This window comes from Streptomyces sp. NPDC007875, assembly GCF_042868035.1.
In the GTDB taxonomy this organism is placed as follows: domain Bacteria; phylum Actinomycetota; class Actinomycetes; order Streptomycetales; family Streptomycetaceae; genus Streptomyces; species Streptomyces antimycoticus.
The window spans coordinates 55,930-72,200 of sequence record NZ_JBIADZ010000030.1 but is presented as its reverse complement, the minus strand read 5'-3'; the positions used below and the strand labels follow the sequence as shown (position 1 = coordinate 72,200).

Annotated in this window: 16 protein-coding genes; 13 read left to right on the top strand and 3 right to left on the bottom strand. The window is 69.5% G+C overall.

Going from position 1 to position 16,271, the window contains the following annotated elements; genetic code table 11:
• Positions 1 to 155: 155 nt before the first annotated feature.
• From ACFYOY_RS40175 to npdG, 5 genes are all read left to right on the top strand, one after another.
• Positions 156 to 974, top strand: a complete 819-nt coding sequence (locus ACFYOY_RS40175; protein WP_351901050.1) for a GntR family transcriptional regulator — start codon at positions 156 to 158, stop codon at positions 972 to 974.
• Positions 971 to 2,032: a TIGR03619 family F420-dependent LLM class oxidoreductase gene (locus tag ACFYOY_RS40170; protein ID WP_351901052.1), complete on the top strand. Its 1,062-nt coding sequence runs from the start codon at positions 971 to 973 to the stop codon at positions 2,030 to 2,032. The genes ACFYOY_RS40175 and ACFYOY_RS40170 overlap by 4 nt, the downstream gene beginning before the upstream one ends.
• Before the next feature lie 47 nt (positions 2,033 to 2,079).
• Positions 2,080 to 2,823 carry a transglutaminase family protein gene (locus ACFYOY_RS40165; protein ID WP_059142201.1) on the top strand — a complete coding sequence of 248 codons (744 nt, stop codon included), beginning with the start codon at positions 2,080 to 2,082 and terminating at the stop codon, positions 2,821 to 2,823.
• A gap of 93 nt (positions 2,824 to 2,916) precedes the next feature.
• Positions 2,917 to 4,326, top strand: a complete 1,410-nt coding sequence (locus ACFYOY_RS40160) for an NAD-dependent succinate-semialdehyde dehydrogenase (RefSeq protein WP_388592627.1) — start codon at positions 2,917 to 2,919, stop codon at positions 4,324 to 4,326.
• A 44-nt stretch (positions 4,327 to 4,370) separates the two neighbouring features.
• Positions 4,371 to 5,078, top strand: a complete 708-nt coding sequence (npdG, locus tag ACFYOY_RS40155; RefSeq protein ID WP_388592624.1) for an NADPH-dependent F420 reductase — start codon at positions 4,371 to 4,373, stop codon at positions 5,076 to 5,078.
• 885 nt (positions 5,079 to 5,963) lie between these two features.
• On the opposite strand, the gene ACFYOY_RS40150 is transcribed toward npdG, so the two are convergent.
• Positions 5,964 to 6,833 (bottom strand): hypothetical protein, encoded by an 870-nt coding sequence (locus ACFYOY_RS40150; RefSeq protein ID WP_351901058.1) that lies wholly within the window; start codon positions 6,831 to 6,833, stop codon positions 5,964 to 5,966.
• Between the two features lie 301 nt (positions 6,834 to 7,134).
• On the opposite strand from ACFYOY_RS40150, the gene ACFYOY_RS40145 reads away from it, so the two are divergent.
• The 3 genes from ACFYOY_RS40145 to ACFYOY_RS40135 all read left to right on the top strand — a co-directional run bounded on the left by ACFYOY_RS40145 (position 7,135) and on the right by ACFYOY_RS40135 (position 10,044).
• Entirely contained in the window at positions 7,135 to 8,268 is a 1,134-nt protein-coding gene (locus tag ACFYOY_RS40145) for an NADH:flavin oxidoreductase (protein ID WP_351901060.1), read from the top strand.
• A 106-nt stretch (positions 8,269 to 8,374) separates the two neighbouring features.
• Entirely contained in the window at positions 8,375 to 8,635 is a 261-nt protein-coding gene (locus ACFYOY_RS40140) for an RNA-binding protein (protein WP_014053952.1), read from the top strand.
• Between the two features lie 101 nt (positions 8,636 to 8,736).
• Positions 8,737 to 10,044 (top strand): DUF2993 domain-containing protein, encoded by a 1,308-nt coding sequence (locus tag ACFYOY_RS40135; protein ID WP_351901062.1) that lies wholly within the window; start codon positions 8,737 to 8,739, stop codon positions 10,042 to 10,044.
• Positions 10,045 to 10,095: 51 nt separating this feature from the next.
• Here the strand turns inward: ACFYOY_RS40135 and ACFYOY_RS40130 are convergent, their stop codons facing one another.
• Together ACFYOY_RS40130 and ACFYOY_RS40125 are read right to left on the bottom strand one after the other, a co-directional pair.
• Positions 10,096 to 11,370 carry a sensor histidine kinase gene (locus ACFYOY_RS40130; RefSeq protein ID WP_388592618.1) on the bottom strand — a complete coding sequence of 425 codons (1,275 nt, stop codon included), beginning with the start codon at positions 11,368 to 11,370 and terminating at the stop codon, positions 10,096 to 10,098.
• On the bottom strand, positions 11,364 to 12,020 hold the full coding sequence (locus ACFYOY_RS40125) for a response regulator transcription factor (RefSeq protein ID WP_351901066.1): 657 nt from the start codon (positions 12,018 to 12,020) through the stop codon (positions 11,364 to 11,366). The genes ACFYOY_RS40130 and ACFYOY_RS40125 overlap by 7 nt, the downstream gene beginning before the upstream one ends.
• 211 nt (positions 12,021 to 12,231) lie before the next feature.
• Between ACFYOY_RS40125 and ACFYOY_RS40120 the strand changes: the two genes are divergently transcribed.
• The 5 genes from ACFYOY_RS40120 (at position 12,232) to ACFYOY_RS40100 (ending at position 16,151) form a co-directional block, all read left to right on the top strand.
• Positions 12,232 to 12,756 (top strand): hypothetical protein, encoded by a 525-nt coding sequence (locus tag ACFYOY_RS40120; RefSeq protein WP_351901068.1) that lies wholly within the window; start codon positions 12,232 to 12,234, stop codon positions 12,754 to 12,756.
• Positions 12,753 to 13,901 carry a peptidoglycan-binding protein gene (locus ACFYOY_RS40115; protein ID WP_388592615.1) on the top strand — a complete coding sequence of 383 codons (1,149 nt, stop codon included), beginning with the start codon at positions 12,753 to 12,755 and terminating at the stop codon, positions 13,899 to 13,901. Before ACFYOY_RS40120 ends, ACFYOY_RS40115 begins: the two co-directional genes overlap by 4 nt.
• Positions 13,898 to 14,635, top strand: a complete 738-nt coding sequence (locus ACFYOY_RS40110; protein WP_388592612.1) for an ABC transporter ATP-binding protein — start codon at positions 13,898 to 13,900, stop codon at positions 14,633 to 14,635. Before ACFYOY_RS40115 ends, ACFYOY_RS40110 begins: the two co-directional genes overlap by 4 nt.
• Positions 14,632 to 15,858, top strand: coding sequence for an ABC transporter permease (locus ACFYOY_RS40105; RefSeq protein WP_388592609.1), 1,227 nt, complete (start codon positions 14,632 to 14,634; stop codon positions 15,856 to 15,858). The genes ACFYOY_RS40110 and ACFYOY_RS40105 overlap by 4 nt, the downstream gene beginning before the upstream one ends.
• A 164-nt stretch (positions 15,859 to 16,022) precedes the next feature.
• Complete coding sequence (locus ACFYOY_RS40100; RefSeq protein ID WP_014053944.1) at positions 16,023 to 16,151, top strand: hypothetical protein; 129 nt, start codon at positions 16,023 to 16,025, stop codon at positions 16,149 to 16,151.
• Positions 16,152 to 16,271: the final 120 nt, after the last annotated feature.

Here is a 16,271-nt window from a genome sequence, read left to right as displayed (position 1 = left end):
CGGCGGGGGCTACTTGCGCCCACCAGATGTAAGACGTTATAAAACGTCTTATGACATGCGTCAAGGGTTCGGAGCCCCCGCCGACCGTGACACCCGAAGGAGTTGTTACGCGTCCGGGCCTGCTGCCGGGTTCAATACGACTTATGACATCTGACATGGGCAACGAGCCCCGCTTCGACCTGTCGGCCGCCGGATTCCGGATCGAACGGGGCCGGACATCGGCGACGACGCAGCTGGCGGAGCAGATCAAGGCACTGATCCTCAAGCAGCAGCTGCCGCCGGGAACGCGGCTGCCCACGGAACGGGAGCTGATGGCTGAGACCGGTCTGAGCCGCATCACGGTCCGTGCCGCCGTGGGTGCACTGGAGTCGCAGGGCTGGGTGGTACGCAAGCAAGGACTGGGCACCTTCGTCTCCGAACCGGTGGACCAAGAGCTGTCCTCCGGCGTGCGCACCATCACCGAGGTCCTGCTCGAACAGGGCGTCACACCGCACATCGACGTCCTGGGCTTCGGGGTCGAATCCGCTGCGCCCCACGTCGCGCAGGTCCTCGGGGAGTCCGAGGTACTGACGATCCGGCGCCGGTACGGGGACGGGGAGAAGCCGGTCGCGCTCGTCACGATCCACCTCCCGACGCGGGTGCTGGAGGCGGCCGGGCCGCTGCGCTCCGGCGAACCCGCCACCGAGACCACGTACACGATGTGGGAGCAGCGCCTGGGGGTGCGGATCGCGCAGGCCCGGCACCAGATCCACGCGGCCGCAGCTTCTCCGGACGTCGCCGCGGCGCTGGAGATCGACGAGTCCGCACCCGTGCTCGTCCTGGAGCGGGTCAGCTTCGGCCACGACGACCGTCCACTGGAAGTCGTGATCTTCCACTACCGCCCGGAACGCTACGGATTCACCGTAACGCTTCCCCGCACCGTCTCCGGTGCCCCGGTCGGCATGACCGACATGACAGAAAGGCGACGTCCATGAACGACGACGATCCCTCCGGCGCGGGTCCCGCCCACGAGCCCGAGCCGCACATCGGGCTGATCCTGGCCCTGACCATCCGCGGCCTCGCCGTGGGCAACTATCCCGACATGGTCCGCGCCGCGCAGGCGGCCGAGTCCTATGGATTCGACTCCGTGTGGCTGTGCGACCACTTCCTGACCCTCAGCCCCGACGACTACGTCCGGGACGCGGGCATCACCGCCGGACCCGAGAGCGACGGCGACGCCCAGCAGAGCCGCTCGTCGTCGGTCCCGCTGCTCGAATGCTGGACCGCGCTGTCGGCCCTGTCCCGCGACACCACCACCGTGCGCCTGGGCACCAGTGTGCTGTGCAACTCCTACCGCTACCCCGCCGTGCTCGCCAAGATGGCCGCCACCCTCGATGTCATCTCCGGCGGCCGACTGGACCTGGGCATGGGAGCGGGCTGGTTCCAGCAGGAGTACGAGGCATACGGCATCCCGTTCCCCCCGACCGGGGACCGGGTCACCGCGCTCGGCGAGTCGCTCCAGGTGATGCGCCAGGTGTGGACCGACCCGCACCCGACCTTCCACGGCGACTTCTACAGCATCGACGGGGCGGTCTGCGATCCGCCCCCGCTCCAGCAGCCGCATCCGCCCCTGTGGGTGGGCGGCGAGGGGCTGCGGGTCCACCGCATCGCCGCCCGGCACGCCAACGGCATCAACGTCCGATGGTGGCCCGCCGAGAAGTGCGCGGAGCGCCGCGCGTTCCTGGACCGTGAGTGCGAGGCGATCGGCCGCGACCCGGCGACCCTGCGCCTGTCGATCACCACCCTGCTCGCACCGACCGACTCCTCGGCACAGCAGGACGAGCTGCGTACCCGCTTCCAGTCGATTCCCGACACCGGACTGATCACCGGGACGCCGGAAGCCTGTGTCGAGCGCATCCGCGCCTACCAGGACGCCGGCATCGACCACTTCCTGTTCACCATCCCCGACGTCGCGGACTCGACCTATCTCGACGTCGTCGGGGAGCAGATCCTGCCCCACATCAAGCCCGCACGGCACACGCAACCCACCTGACCCAGCCGCGCGACCACGACGCCAACGACTCAACGAAGGGCTACTCCGTGACCTCCGAGACGACCGCGCACAACGAGCTCACCACCATCGACGAGGCGTACCTGAGGCCGACCGCCTACATCGATTCCGACCACCCGCTCGTGGTATCCACTGCACGAGAGCTGACGGACGGTGCCACCACCGACAGCGAACGACTGGGCCGCATCTACCACTACGTCCGCGACCTGCCCTACGACATCCTCGCCTCGTTCCGCTATCTCGCCGAGGGCGAATCGGCGGCCAGCGACGTCCTCGCCCACGGCGTCGCCTTCTGCATGGGCAAGGCGAGTTCGTTCGTCGCCCTGTCCAGGGCCGCCCGCATCCCTGCCCGCATCGCGTTCCAGGCGCTCCACGCCCCGAAGATGGAATTCCTCTCACCGGAGGTCCGCACCCTGTGGGGAGGGCCGGTCGGACGGCCACTGCCCTGGCACTCGCTCGGCGAAGCCTTCCTCAACGGCCGGTGGATCAAGCTGGACGCAACCATCGACGCGCCCACAGCGACCCGTCTGGGCAAGCCCTACACCGTCACCTACGACGGCGTCACGGACATCCCGACCGTCGAGGGGCCCGTGCTGCGGGAGAACGGCAGCTACGCCGACTATCCCGCCGAAGTGGCGCGATGGTACGAGCAGGTCGCCGGCGAAGTCCTCGAAGCGCTTGCCTCGCCCGCCGCGCACGAGCGGGTCGCCGGCGACGACGTGCTGTGGAGCGGCCCCGATCCGGAACTGGTCGGCCGCACTTCCGTCGCCTGATCCGGCCACGCGAGGAGCGCCCCGAGACACCGACCGGCGGACATGCCCGCCCTTCGCGGACCATCACGTCAACCCCCAAGGAGTGAGGCCACCATGGCCGTTCACCAGATCAACTCCGTCAACCCGGCCACCGAGGAAGTCATCGCCCAGTTCACCCCCCACTCGCCGACAGCTGTCGACGCGGCAGTCGAGCGGGCATCCCTCGCCGCCAGGAGGTGGCGGACGATACCCGTACCGGCACGGGCCGAGCACCTCAAGCGGGCCGCCGCGCTACTGCGCGCCGAACGCGACCAACTCGCCGCACTCATCACCGAGGAGATGGGCAAGCCCATCGCCGAAGCGGAAGCCGAGGTCGACAAGTCCGCCTGGTGCTGCGAGTACTACGCGACGCAGGGACCGGAACTACTGATGCACCAGCCCGTGGCAACCGGGGCCGCCCGCAGCCACGTCGCCTTCGACCCGCTGGGCCTCGTCCTGGCAGTCATGCCCTGGAACTATCCGCTCTGGCAGGTGTTCCGCTTCGCGCCGCCCGCGCTGCTGGCCGGCAACGGTGCCGTGCTCAAACACGCCTCGAACGTGCCGCGTTGTGCCCTGGCCATCGCCGACATCTGGAACCGGGCCGGCTGCCCGCCCGGTCTGTTCACCACGCTGCTCGTCGGCCCCGACGCGGTGCCGGACCTCATCGCCGATCCCCGCATCCACGCCGTGACCCTCACCGGATCGACCGAAGTGGGCTCTGCCGTCGCTGCTATGGCCGCGCACCACCTCAAGCCACAGGTCCTCGAACTCGGCGGCTCGGACCCCTTCATCGTCCTCGCCGACGCGGACGTCCCGGCCGCCGCCGCGGCGGCGGTCAGCGCACGCATGCACAACACCGGGCAGAGCTGCATCTCCGCCAAGCGGTTCATCGTCGAGGAAACGGTCGTCGAGGAATTCACCGACGCGTTTGCCGCCGGTGTCGCTGCCCTGACCATGGGCGACCCGTTCCGCCGAGACGTACGGATCGGCCCGCTCGCCCGGTCCGGTCTTCGCTCCGACCTCGTCGACCAGGTCGAGCGCAGCACCGCAGCGGGCGCCCGAGTCGTCACCGGCGGCACGGTCCTCGACGGCCCCGGGTATTTCTATGTGCCTGCCGTCCTCGACCAGGTCACCCCGACGATGGCTGTCGCGGCGGAGGAGACGTTCGGGCCGGTGGCCGCCGTTGTCTCCGCGAAGGACCCGGCCCAGGCCGTCGACATCGCCAACGCCACCGAATTCGGTCTCGGCGCCGCGCTGTGGACAACCGACCTGGAGCGCGCCGATCGCCTGATTCCCGGCATCGAGGCCGGCGCGGTGTTCGTCAACGGGATCGTCGCCTCCGATCCGCGGCTGCCGTTCGGCGGCATCAAGCGCAGCGGCTACGGGCGCGAGCTGGGTGTCTTCGGACTCCGTCAGTTCACCAACGTCAAGAGCGTGTGGATCGGCCCCGCACACAACGCACAGAGCCACCCCCTCAGCGAATGACCAGCATTCTGTCTCCCGAACCAGCCGACCGAAGGCGATCACCCATGACAGTCACTCAGCCGGACTCGCTCCCCGCCACAACAACGCACCACGAGAACACCGTCGCCATCGTCGGCGGCACCGGCGCCCTCGGTCTTGGGCTCGCCACCCGGTGGGCCCACAGCGGCGTCAACGTCCGCATCGGATCCCGGCGTGCAGAAGCGGCGCAGGGCTGCGCCGACAAACTCCCCGGAGCGGTCGGCGGGGACAACACCACAATGATCGAAGGCGCGGCGGCGGTGGTCGTCGCTGTGCCCTTCAGCGCACACGTCGAGACGATGCGCGCCATTGCGAAAGTCATCCAGCCCGGACAACTGGTCATCGACACGACCGCGCCCCTTCTGCCCGTCGGCCCCCGCGGCCTGCGCCCCATCGTCCCCTGGGCCGGTTCTGCCGCCGAACAGGCCCAGGCCCTGCTGCCGGACGGCACAGGCGTGGTCTCGGCTCTGCAGACGGTCAGCGCCGCCACCTTGCAGGACATCGAGCTCCGGCTGGACGAGGACGTATTGCTCTGCGGCGATCACACGGCCGACAAGGTCCTGGCCGCGGATCTCATCGACCGTATCCCCGGGCTGCGCACCGTCGACTGCGGCCTGCTGGACATGAGCGGTGTCTGCGAGCGGATCACCGCGCTGCTGATCGGGATCAACAGGCGTTACAAGACCCACGCCGGCATTCGGCTCACAGGTCTCCCCGAGCCTCTCGCCCGATGAGCTTGTTCTCTTTCTTCCGGCCTCGAACGGTGTCTCGAACTGAGCCGCTCACCTGGGGGTTCGCCAGACGCGGGGGCGGCCTTCGTCTGATCATGTGCTCCGACCAAGGTGCACGTGATCACGACGAAGGCCGTGAGGGTGAGTCTGCTGCCTGATGCTGTCCGGAGGGAAGCGTTGGCGGAAGCTTCACGCTTCCGGGGCGAGTTCTACGAGTGTCTGACCGCTCGGCGTGACGAGTTGTTCGCTTGAGCAGCGGCGCAGGGCGCGTTGCCGACCGGCGGGCCGGTGGGGGTGCGGCCCTCCCCGGTACCCCCCTCTCGAAATCGCTTGATCTAGCACAACTAATACATCAAGCGATTTCGAGAGGGGGTGGCCGGCCTCGGCGAACATCGATACAGCGGTCATCGGTGGGATTGATCTTGACGGAGGCCGGGCCGATCCGCTGGGCGGCGTGTCCGGGGCTCGCAGGTAGCCCCCGCTCGGCACGATGGCGACACCGCGCTCGGCCCGGATGCCGAATCTACGAGCGGGTTCACCTGGCCGGACCGGTGACGGCATCGGCACCTTCGACGGCCACCTGTCGGTTTGTGTGACAGCCCCGGGGCCGGCCGGATGGCGGCCCTGCCCGACATGTCGAGGGTGACCGGCAGCTCCCGGGCCGGGACGTCCTCGATCCCGGCCTCGTGAAGGACGAGGTTCTGCCGGGCGGTCGACTGCTGGTCGGTCGAGACCAATGATCGTTCTCACCGATAACCGGTGAGAACGCTCAAGGAACTGGGGTACGGAGTTCGCGTAGCGGATCGCGGTCTTCTCTTCGAGGGTGTCGGGCCAGCGTCAGCGCCGGAGTTCCAGCCAGGCACCGAGGGTTCGCCGTCGCGCCTCGGGTTACAGCAGACGTGCGAGAGGCAACACCGCGATGTCGGAAGCGGGCCGGGAGACATACAGGTCGGTGTGGTAGTAGCCGTCCGCTTCCTTGTCTGCCGTGTGCAGTCCGTTCACAGCCAGGGCGTCGAACGCCGCGTACCGTTCGGCGCTGTCGGCGAAGCGGCGCTGCCGGAAGGTACGGGTGGGCAGCTTCTCCGTCACCAGGCCCGAGCGGGCGAGCAGATCGGCGATCGGCTGGTAGGGCACGGTGCGCAGCACGAACGCCGCGACCCACGGCGGGGTCGGCATGGAGTCGAGAAGCCTGGTGAAGGTCCGGGTGAAGATGTAGCCGACGCCGCCTGTGACGGTGATGAGGTCCGTGCCCGCCAGTGTGCGGCGCAGGGCGGGGCTCGGTTCGGTGACTTCGAGGTTCTCCGCGAAGGCGTGGTCGAGCAGGCCGACGGCGCGGGCGTATCCGACGGCCCGGGCCGCCGAGTCGATGCCTGTCGCCCTTGCGGCTTCTGGGCGGCGGCGCGCTGCGAAGAAGGTCCGGTCTTCGGCCACGAGGTGCCGGGCCGGCAGGGCGGAGAGGTGGTGGGAGGTGTACCGGGTGGACAGGTCCGCCAGAGTGACACGGTAGTTGAGGAGAGCTGTGTTGATCCCGTAGGAACAGCACAGATCCACCACGTTCAGTGGCGTCCGGTCGGGGTGCAGGCGGCGCAGGGCATGGGCCAGTGCCCGGAAGACGGCCTGGCCATGGTGGGGTATCTGGTACCCGAGGGGTCGCAGGGTTGCGAAGTACGGGCGTGGGTCGGGACAGTCGTAGATGTCGTTGAAGTTCGCTTTGCCCCAGTCGTCATTCGCGGTGGTGTTGCTCGCTCCTGCCGCCATGAGTGGTCTCCTGACCTGCGTTGGCCGGGGGAAGAACCCGATGCCGCAGGGATAAGGCCAGCGCCTGTGCGCTCGGCGGGCCGCGCCACGGCCCCACTCTGCCCTCTCCGGCGCCCGGTGGCAGCCTGAAGGAGCCGACAGGGTGATGACGGTACGTAATCGGCCGCACAGGCGCCCCGGCAGGGGCTTCGCCCCCCCGGAGGCGGCCTCCGGTATTTGACCCTCACGTTGACGTCAGGTTTTAGCTTGGCCGGGCAGCGCGATTCCACGCTGTGACGACGCATGGTCAAGGAGTATCAACGTGTCCATAAACGGGAGTGCTGAGCGCGCGGCCCAGGTTCTTTCCCGGCCGTTCACCGTGGGCGGGCTGACCGTGCCCAACCGGATCGCCATGGCGCCGATGACCCGCATGTTCTCGCCCGGGGGCGTGCCCAATGCCGATGTGGTGGCGTACTACGCGCGCCGCGCGGCCGGTGGGGTGGGGCTGATCATTACGGAGGGGACCTATATCGAGCACCCCTCGGCGGGGCTGAGCGACAGCGTGCCGCGCTTCTACGGGGAGGACGCCCTGGCGGGGTGGGCCGAGGTCGTGAAGCAGGTGCATCTCGCGGGTGGGCGGATCGCGCCGCAGATCTGGCATGTGGGAGTGTCGCGGGAGGAGGGCGCGCCGCCGCGCCCCGAGGCGCCCGTGCTGAGCCCGTCGGGGATCGGGCTGAACGGCGAGCCGGTCGGGCGGGCGATGACGCAGGACGACGTGGACGCGGTGATCGCGGCCTTCGCGGAGGCGGCGGCCAACGCGGAGCGGATCGGTTTCGACGGGGTCGAACTGCATGGCGCCCATGGCTATTTGATCGACCAGTTCCTGTGGGGTGCGACCAACCGGCGCGGCGATGCCTATGGCGGCGACTCCGCCTCCCGGGTCCGGTTCGCCACCGAACTCGTGGCCGCTTGCCGTAAGGCCGTCTCGGCCGAGTTCCCGATCATCTTCCGTATGTCCCAGTGGAAGCAGGACCACTACGACGTGCGGATGGCCGAGACCCCGCAGGAGCTGGAGGCGCTGCTCACCCCGCTGGTGGAGGCGGGGGTGGATGTCTTCCACTCCTCCACCCGGCGCTACTGGACACCGGAGTTCGAGGGTTCGGATCTGAACCTCGCGGGGTGGACGAAGAAGCTCACCGGGAAGTCCACGATCACGGTCGGCTCGGTCGGGCTCGACCAGGACTTCCTGCCGACGTTCGTCCCCGGGACCGGCAGTGAGCAGGCGCGGGTGGCGGACATCGAGAATCTGCTGGATCGGCTGGAGCGGGACGAGTTCGATCTCGTCGCCGTCGGCCGCGCCCTGCTCGCCGACCCCGAGTGGGCCGCGAAGGTACTCGGCGGGCGTACGGCGGAACTGGTGCCCTTCTCCAAGGATCAGCTCGGCACGCTGCACTGAGCCGTATGACCGGTTCAGCCCATGCGGATGGCCCGTTTCATGCCTCGCTGAGACGATTGACACGGTTCGCTGCACTGGGGACCACGGAGAACAAGGAGAGCCGGTCATGTCCAAACGACTGCATGTGGGCAACTTGAGCTACCAGACGACGACAAGGGACCTGGCGACCCTGTTCGGGCAGTTCGGCGAGGTGCTGGACGCCACCGTGATCACCGACCGGGAGAGCGGCCGCTCGCGGGGGTTCGGGTTCGTGGAGATGGACGAGACGGCCGCGGAGAAGGCGATGGCCCAGCTCGACGGCACGGAGATGGACGGCAGGGCGGTCACCGTCACCGAGGCGAGGGCGGTCTCACGCGGCACGCGCTGAGAAACGCCACGTGCACGGAGGGCGAAATCGGAACGTGCGGTTCGCCACGTATCGCCGCTAGGACTTGCGGGTGGAGCAGTGTGCCGTGGTGGTATGGATCAATGCGATCCCCCACACGCATATCTTCACCCCAGCCCTCGCATCCTCACAGCGGTTCACCTGCTGTTCATTACAGCAACCCCTATGAGGAACTCGCCGAGCTTGCCGATCCGTACGATCCGGACGATCCCCTGGGCCTCGGCCTGGCGTCGGATGACGACGACGCCGATGGCGGCGGGCGCAGGGGTGAGCCGGTCGGCTCGGGGTCCGGCTCAGGCTCCGAGGACGACGGCGCGGCGTGGTCACCGCCCAACCACCGCCGTTCGTCCCGGCGTCGGCGCGGCCGCTTCAGGGGGATACCGCTCACCGCGAAGGCGCTGATCGGGTTGCTCGTGCTGGGCCTGCTGCTGGTGCTGGGCGACCGCTGTGCCGTGATGTACAGCGAGCGCAAGGCCGAGCAGGAGCTGCAGAAGAAGCTGGATCTGGCCACGGCGCCGAATGTGACGATCCACGGCTTCCCGTTCCTCACCCAGGTGCTCGGCAAGGATCTGCAGCAGGTCGACATCGCCGTCCCCGATGTGGCAGCCGACCGGGTCTCGCTCGCCGAGGTGCGCGCCCAGGCCCAGGACATCCGGATCGTGGGGGATCTGCCCAGCTCCTTCCGGGGCGCGACGGTGGGCCGGATGAAGGGCGATGTGCTGCTGTCCTTCGAGGACCTCAGCCGTGAACTGGGCGCCTCTCAGGTGCGGTTCCAGGCGCTGGGGCCCAGTTCGGTGCGCGCGGACGGGAAGCTTCCGGTCGCCGGCCAGCAGGTGTCGCTGCACGCCCAGGCACACATCCGGCGCCAGGGAGACCGTGGGATCTCCACCAGCGTCACCGATATGCGGCTGGACATCCCCGGGATCGCCACCTACCGGCCCGGCCCCGAGCCGCGCGCCGGGCTGTATCTGCACAAGAAGGCGGCGCGGCAGATCAGCGAGGACTCCGAGAAGGCGCGGGCGCTGCTGTCGATCCCCTCGGTGGCGGAGAAGCTCGGGGTGTCGCCGGCGGAGGCCGGGCAGGCGCGGAACGACGACCGGATGCTGGACCGGATCACGGGGGCGCCGCGCTTCGTCCCGGCGCTGCTCGCGGTCAACCTCGTCCAGGCGGCCAACGACCATCCCCAGCTGGCCAGGAAGCTCGGCATCGATCCGACGGTGGCCGCGGCGCTGACACGGATGAAGGTGCCGGAGCTGACGGAAAAGCTGGAGCTCTCCTTCCAGCTGCCCCAAAAGGCCAAGGGCATCAAGCTGGCGAACATCGGCGTCTCCCCGGAGGGAATTCGGGCCGATCTGACCGGCGCGGGGCTGACATTCGGGAAGACCCGCTAAACCTTGTCGCGGGCGCGGGCCGCGACCGGTCCCGTGCGCCACCGCCGTGCGTCACCGCGTCGTCGGCAGCCGTACCTCGATACGGAGGCCGCCCGCAGGGACCGGGGCGGCGGTGACCGTGCCGCCGTGGGCGGTGGCGATGGAGCGGACGATGGACAAGCCCAGGCCGTGGCCGTGAACGGCCGTGCGATCGCGGTCGAGGCGGCGGAAAGGTTCGAACAGGCTGTCCACGCGGGTGGGGTCGATGCGGGGGCCGGTGTTGGTCACGGTCAGTCGGCGGGCATCGTCGATGCGCACGGTGACCGTGCCCTGCGGGTGGTTGTACTGGATGGCGTTGCGTACCAGGTTGGAAGCCAGGTGCTTGAGGAGCACCGGGTCTCCGTTCACGGACAGGGGCGTGGTGTGCACCGTCGTGACGACGGTGCGTTCGGCGGCGAGGGAGCTGAGTTCGTCGGCGGCCTGCCGGGTGAGTTCGGCGAGGTCGGTGTCCTCGGTCTCGTCGAGCCCGCGGTCGCTGCGGGCGAGCAGCAGGAGTGCGGCGATGAGGTGTTCGGCCTCGCGGTTGGTGATGAGCAGGTCCTCGCGGACCGGGATCAGGTGGGCGGGCAGCGGGTCGGCGAGGCCGACTTCGATGCTGGTGCGCTGGGCGGCCAGGGGGGTGCGCAGTTCGTGGGAGGCGTTGGCGACGAACCGGCGCTGGCTGGTGAAGGACCTCTCCAGGCGGTCCAGCATGGTGTCGTAGGTGTCGCCCAGTTCCCGCAACTCGTCTTGTGGTCCGGTGAGTTGTAGGCGTTCGTGGAGGTTCTCCTCGCTCATCCGGCGGGCCGCGAGGATCACTTTGCGTACGGGGCGCAGGGCTCGGCCGGCCAGCCACCAGCCCATGGCGCCGGACAGTACGGCCATGACGGCCAGACCGACCGCCGACCACACCACCATCTGCCGTACGGCGGTCTCCTGGAGCCTGTTGTTGACTTCCACCCTGGCCAGCCGGGCGTCCTCGGCCTTTTGCCAAGGCTCCGTCGAGGCGGCGGGGCCGGGACCCGGCGTTGAGGCGGCGCGGTCGGGCCCCGGCGGACTCACGGGGGCCAACGAGGTCGAGGAGGTGGGTTGGGGAGCGGTTGGCCCGCCGGTATGGTCCATCGTGATGCGGGCGAACTGCTCCATGGTTCCCTGCCGGGCCAGCACCGTGACGAAGATCAGCAGTGCGGCTCCGGCGCAGAAGAACAGCGCGGTGAAAGCGGCGGTGAGTTTGGCGCGGAAGGTCAGGCGGTCGCGCAGCGCGGCCCGCAGGGCCGGCGGGCTGACGAGGGACAGGGGATTCAGCACAGCCGGTAGCCTTTGCCGTCGTCCATGGAGATCGCTTCGGAGCGGCCGAGTTTGCCACGCAGCCGGCTGACGGTGGCGCGTACGGCGCTGGTGCGCGAGTCCATGTTCTCGTCCCACACCTGGTCCAGAAGGGCACGGTGGGTCACGGCGTCGCCGCGCGCCTCCATCAGGAGCTGAAGGACGGCGAATTCCTTCGGGCTCAGTTCCACCGGCCCCCCGTCGATGCGGACTTCGCGACGGCCCCGGTCCAGCTCGATGCCGCCGTGCCGAAGGATCATCAGCGGGGGTGTGGGCACGCGCCGACTCAACGCTCGTATGCGTGCGAGGAGTTCGGCGAAGTCGAAGGGCTTGGCCAGGTAGTCGTCGGCGCCGAGATCGAGCCCGGCCACTCGGTCCTCCACCGAACCGGCGGCGGTGAGCATGAGGATGCGGGGCGGGTCCTCGAGCGCGCGCAGGCGCAGGCACACCTCGTCGCCGCTCATGACGGGCAGATCCCGGTCCAGGACGATGATGTCGTAGGCGTTGAGCAGGCACATCCGCTCGGCCACGTCCCCGGAGCCGGCCAGGTCGACCGCGATGGCCTCGCGGCGCAGGCCGGTGGCGATCGTACGGGCCAGGATGTGGTGGTCTTCGGCGATCAGGACCCTCATGGGGGAGCTTCCTCGGGGTGGTACGCGGCAGTTACTGAAGGTAACAAACCGGGTGGATCGGACCCCGGCCCAGCCATGCAAGCAGGGAGGCGATTGCAGAGGGATAAGCGTGGCGGGGCGCGACGGCCTCCCGCGCTTACCTCCCTGCGCACGGCCGGCTGGTTCTCTCATGGCGCAAGCACCGGCTCTTACCCCCAACCGTGAGGTCCCCATGCCTGTCCTCTCCCTGCGTAAGCACTGTGCCCTGGCCTCGGCCACCCTGGGCATGGTCCTCGTCCTGACGGCCTGTGGCGGAGGCGGCGGTGATGACGATGTCGCCAGCGCCGGTGGCGGGAAGAAGCCGTCCGCGGGCGCTTCCCAGAAGGAGAAGAGCCCGGAGGAGATGCAGAAGGCCCGGCTGAAGTACGCGTCCTGCATGCGCGAACAGGGCATCGACATGCCCGACCCGGACGCCGACGGGGCGAACTTCGTCCAGCCCTCCGACCCGAAGAAGTTCCAGGCGGCGCTCGATCAGTGCAAGCAGTTCATGCCGAACGCCGACGGCCAGGCCCCGAAGTACACCCCTGAGCAGAAGGCGAAGGACGTGAAGCTGGCCAAGTGTCTGCGCGACAAGGGAGTCGAGGCCGAGGACCCGACCGACGAGGGGAGGATGAACATCCCGGACAGTGAATCGAAGAAGACGCAGGACGCCCTCGAGGCATGCGGCGCCATGTCCAGCGGTAAGGCCGGCCTGTGACCGCCGCCACGGAGAGCGGCACCGTGCCGCAGAGCGAAGAGAGCGGGGACGACTCCCCCGACGCCGCCCCGCGCCACCGGCCACGCGGCCGCCGGCGCCGCGGCCACTGGATCATCGCGGCCGTCCTGGTCGCGGCGGTCGGCGGCGGCGTGTACTACGCGACCGCCGACGTCGGCACCGCCCCGGCGGCGGGCTCGGACAAGCCGACGCAGCACACGGACAAGGTCACCCGCCAGACGCTCATCAACAGCAAGCAGGTCGACGGAACGCTCGGCTTCAAGGGCAGCACCTCGGTCATGGGACGGCTGCCCGGGACCGTCACCGGCCTGCCGGGCATCGGCAGCACCGTCTCCCGCGGCGAGCAGCTCTACGGCGTGGACGGAAAACCCGTGGTCCTCCTGTACGGGAAGTCGCCCGCGTACCGGGACATGAAGAGCGGAGACAAGGGCGAGGACGTACGCCAGCTGGAGGAGAACCTCCAGGCCCTCGGCTACCGCGGCTTCACCCCCGACAGCGAATTCACCGACCTCACCGCGCAGGCGGTCAAACGCTGGCAGAAGGCTCTCGGCCTTCTCCAGACCGGGAAGGTGGAGGACGGCCGGGTCGTGTTCGCCTCCGGAGCCCTGAGGATCGGCGGGCACAAGGCCCCGGTCGGCTCGGACGTCCGGCCGGGCGGACCCGTGCTGACCGGCACCTCGTCCAAGCGCCAGGTCCATGTCGACCTGGACATCGGTGACCGGTCGCTGGCGAAGAAGGACGGCACGACCACCGTCACCCTCCCCGACGGCAAAACGGTCAAGGGCACGATCACCAGTGTCGGTACGACGGTGAAGAAGACGCCGGGCACGGACGGCGCCGCGGACAAATCCACCATCCGCGTCGACATCGAGCTGGACGACGGCGTCGCGGACATCACCGAAGCGCCGGTCACCGTCGGGCTCCAGAGCGCGAAGAAGGAGAACGTCCTGACCGTGCCGATCACCGCACTGCTCGCGCTCCGTGAGGGCGGCTACGGCGTCGAGGTCATCGGCGCCGACGGCAAGGGCACAGTCAGCGCCGTGAAGCTCGGCATGTTCGCGAACGGCAGGGTCGAGGTCAGCGGCAGCGGCCTCACGGCCGGCACCACGGTAGGGGTCGCCGCATGACGCCGGCCCTGGCGGGGCCCGTGCCGACCGGACCCGGGCCGGCCGGACCGGCGCCAACAGAACCGGCGCTGGTGGAGCTCGAAGACGTCGGCCATGTGTATCCGGGCGGGGTACAGGTGCTCCATCAGGTGTCCTTCCGCGTCGACCGGGGCGAACTCCTGGCCGTCGTCGGCCCGTCGGGCTCCGGAAAATCCACCCTGCTCAACCTGATCGGCACGCTGGACGTGGCGACGTCCGGCACCGTACGCATCGACGGTCACGACATCGCCGGCCTGAGCGAGAACAGGCTGTCCGCGCTGCGGGCCCGGTCCATCGGCTTCGTCTTCCAGCAGTTCTTCCTGGCCGACGGGGTCAGCGCGTTGGACAACGTCGCCGACGGACTCCTCTACCTGGGCGTCGCCCGCAGGGAACGCCGCGCGCGGGCCGAAAAGGTCCTGCGCCGGGTCGGCCTCGGGCACCGCCTCGACCACCGCCCGAACGAACTGTCGGGCGGCGAGAAACAGCGCGTCGCCATCGCCCGCGCGGTGGTCGGAGACCCGCCGCTGCTGCTGGCCGACGAGCCCACCGGAGCGCTCGACACCACGTCCGGAGCGTCCGTGGTGGAACTTCTGCGGGAACTCAACGCGGCCGGCACGACCGTCCTGATCATCACCCACGACCAGGAACTGGCCGCCGCACTGCCCCGCCGCATCCGCGTACGCGACGGCAGGATCACCGAAGGGGTCCTGCGGTGAGCCGCCGCCTCGACCCGCGGCGCCTCACCGCGGCCCGCCCCACCCCCCGCAGGCTCAGCTTGGCCGACACCCTGCGGGTGGGCAGCGTGGGACTGCGCACCCGCCCCACCCGAGTACTGCTGTCGGCGCTGGGTATCGCGATCGGTATCGCCGCGATGGTCGCGGTGGTCGCCGTATCCGCTTCCAGTCAGGCCGCGTTCAACGCCCAACTCGCCTCGGTGGGTACGAACATGCTCACCGTGACGCCCGGAAAGGACTTCGTCGGCGACCCCGCGCCACTGCCCGAAAACGCCGCCGGGATGGTCAGACACATCGCCCCGGTCGAGAACGCCGCTGCCACGGGCAGCGTCAAGGACGCCAAGGTCTACCGCAACGACCGCATTCCCAAGGCCGCCAGCAGAGGCATCGGTGTCCTCGGGGCCGGACTCGACCTGCCCAGGACCGTGGGGCTCCACATGGCCGCTGGAACGTGGCTCAACGGCGCCCAGAGCCGCTACCCGGCCGTCGTCCTCGGCACCACCGCGGCCGAGAACCTGGGCATCACCACCCCCGGTGCCCAAATCTGGCTCGGGGAGCAGTGGTTCACCGTCACCGGAATCCTCCAGAAGGCGCCGCTCGCCCCCGAGCTGGACTCGGCGGCGCTCATCGGCTGGGACGCGGCCAAGACCCACCTGGGTTTCGACGGCCGCCCCACGATGATCTACACCCGCACCGCCGACAGCAAGGTCGACCAGGTACGCGGAGTCCTCGCCGCCACCGTCAACCCCGAGGCGCCCAACGAGGTCACGGTCTCCCGGCCCTCCGACGCGCTGAGCGCCAAGCAGGCCGCCAACCGGGCCTTCACCAGCCTGCTCGTCGGCATCGGCGCCATCGCCCTGCTGGTCGGTGGTGTCGGCGTGGCCAACACCATGGTCATCGCCGTCCTCGAACGGCGTGGCGAAATCGGCCTGCGCCGTGCGCTCGGCGCCACCCGTGGCCAGATCCGCACCCAGTTCCTCACCGAGTCGGTCATGCTCTCCGCCCTCGGCGGCATCAGCGGCGCCGCCCTCGGCGCGGGAGCATCGGCGGGATACGCACTCTCCCAGAACTGGCAGGTGGTCGTTCCGCCCTGGGCACTGGGCGTCGGAGTCGGCGCCACCATGGCGATCGGCGCGCTCGCCGGCCTGTGGCCCGCCGTACGCGCGGCCCGGCTCGCGCCCCGGGCCGCACTCTCCGGGCCGTAGGCGGTGCGGTTCCCCATCCGGCATGAGAATTCCTTGAAATCGTTCTTGGTAAACGCACAGCTCAGCCCGATTCTCCTCACGGATATCGCTCCTAATGTCTTCCGTGTCGAAGCCGAACGGCTCCGGCAAAGGAAAAGAAACACCGAATTCCGAGAGGCAGAATCATGAGCTTCCACAAGATCGTCCCGGTCAAGCCCGCCCGCAAGGCCGAGCCGAAGAAGAAGCACCACGCCCCGAAGCCGGACCCGAAGAAGGGCCCGAAGAAGCCCCACCGTCGTCCCATCGGCGGCTGACCCACACCCCGGAGGCGGGGGGGGGGGGGGGGGGCGGGGGGCGCCGGGGGGGGGGGGGGGGGGGGGGGGGGGGGGGGCGGCCCGGGGGGGGGGGGGGCCCCGAACCCCCCCCACCGCCCC

Excerpts from the sequence above, each read along its gene's own strand:
- npdG (WP_388592624.1), top strand. The coding sequence starts at position 4,371 with ATGACAGTCACTCAGCCGGACTCGCTCCCCGCCACAACAACGCACCAC.
- ACFYOY_RS40170 (WP_351901052.1), top strand. The coding sequence starts at position 971 with ATGAACGACGACGATCCCTCCGGCGCGGGTCCCGCCCACGAGCCCGAG.
- ACFYOY_RS40160 (WP_388592627.1), top strand. The coding sequence starts at position 2,917 with ATGGCCGTTCACCAGATCAACTCCGTCAACCCGGCCACCGAGGAAGTC.
- ACFYOY_RS40110 (WP_388592612.1), top strand. The coding sequence starts at position 13,898 with ATGACGCCGGCCCTGGCGGGGCCCGTGCCGACCGGACCCGGGCCGGCC.
- ACFYOY_RS40175 (WP_351901050.1), top strand. The coding sequence starts at position 156 with ATGGGCAACGAGCCCCGCTTCGACCTGTCGGCCGCCGGATTCCGGATC.
- ACFYOY_RS40140 (WP_014053952.1), top strand. The coding sequence starts at position 8,375 with ATGTCCAAACGACTGCATGTGGGCAACTTGAGCTACCAGACGACGACA.
- ACFYOY_RS40135 (WP_351901062.1), top strand. The coding sequence starts at position 8,737 with ATGCGATCCCCCACACGCATATCTTCACCCCAGCCCTCGCATCCTCAC.
- ACFYOY_RS40125 (WP_351901066.1), bottom strand. The coding sequence starts at position 12,020 with ATGAGGGTCCTGATCGCCGAAGACCACCACATCCTGGCCCGTACGATC.
- ACFYOY_RS40150 (WP_351901058.1), bottom strand. The coding sequence starts at position 6,833 with ATGGCGGCAGGAGCGAGCAACACCACCGCGAATGACGACTGGGGCAAA.
- ACFYOY_RS40120 (WP_351901068.1), top strand. The coding sequence starts at position 12,232 with ATGCCTGTCCTCTCCCTGCGTAAGCACTGTGCCCTGGCCTCGGCCACC.
- ACFYOY_RS40100 (WP_014053944.1), top strand. The coding sequence starts at position 16,023 with ATGAGCTTCCACAAGATCGTCCCGGTCAAGCCCGCCCGCAAGGCCGAG.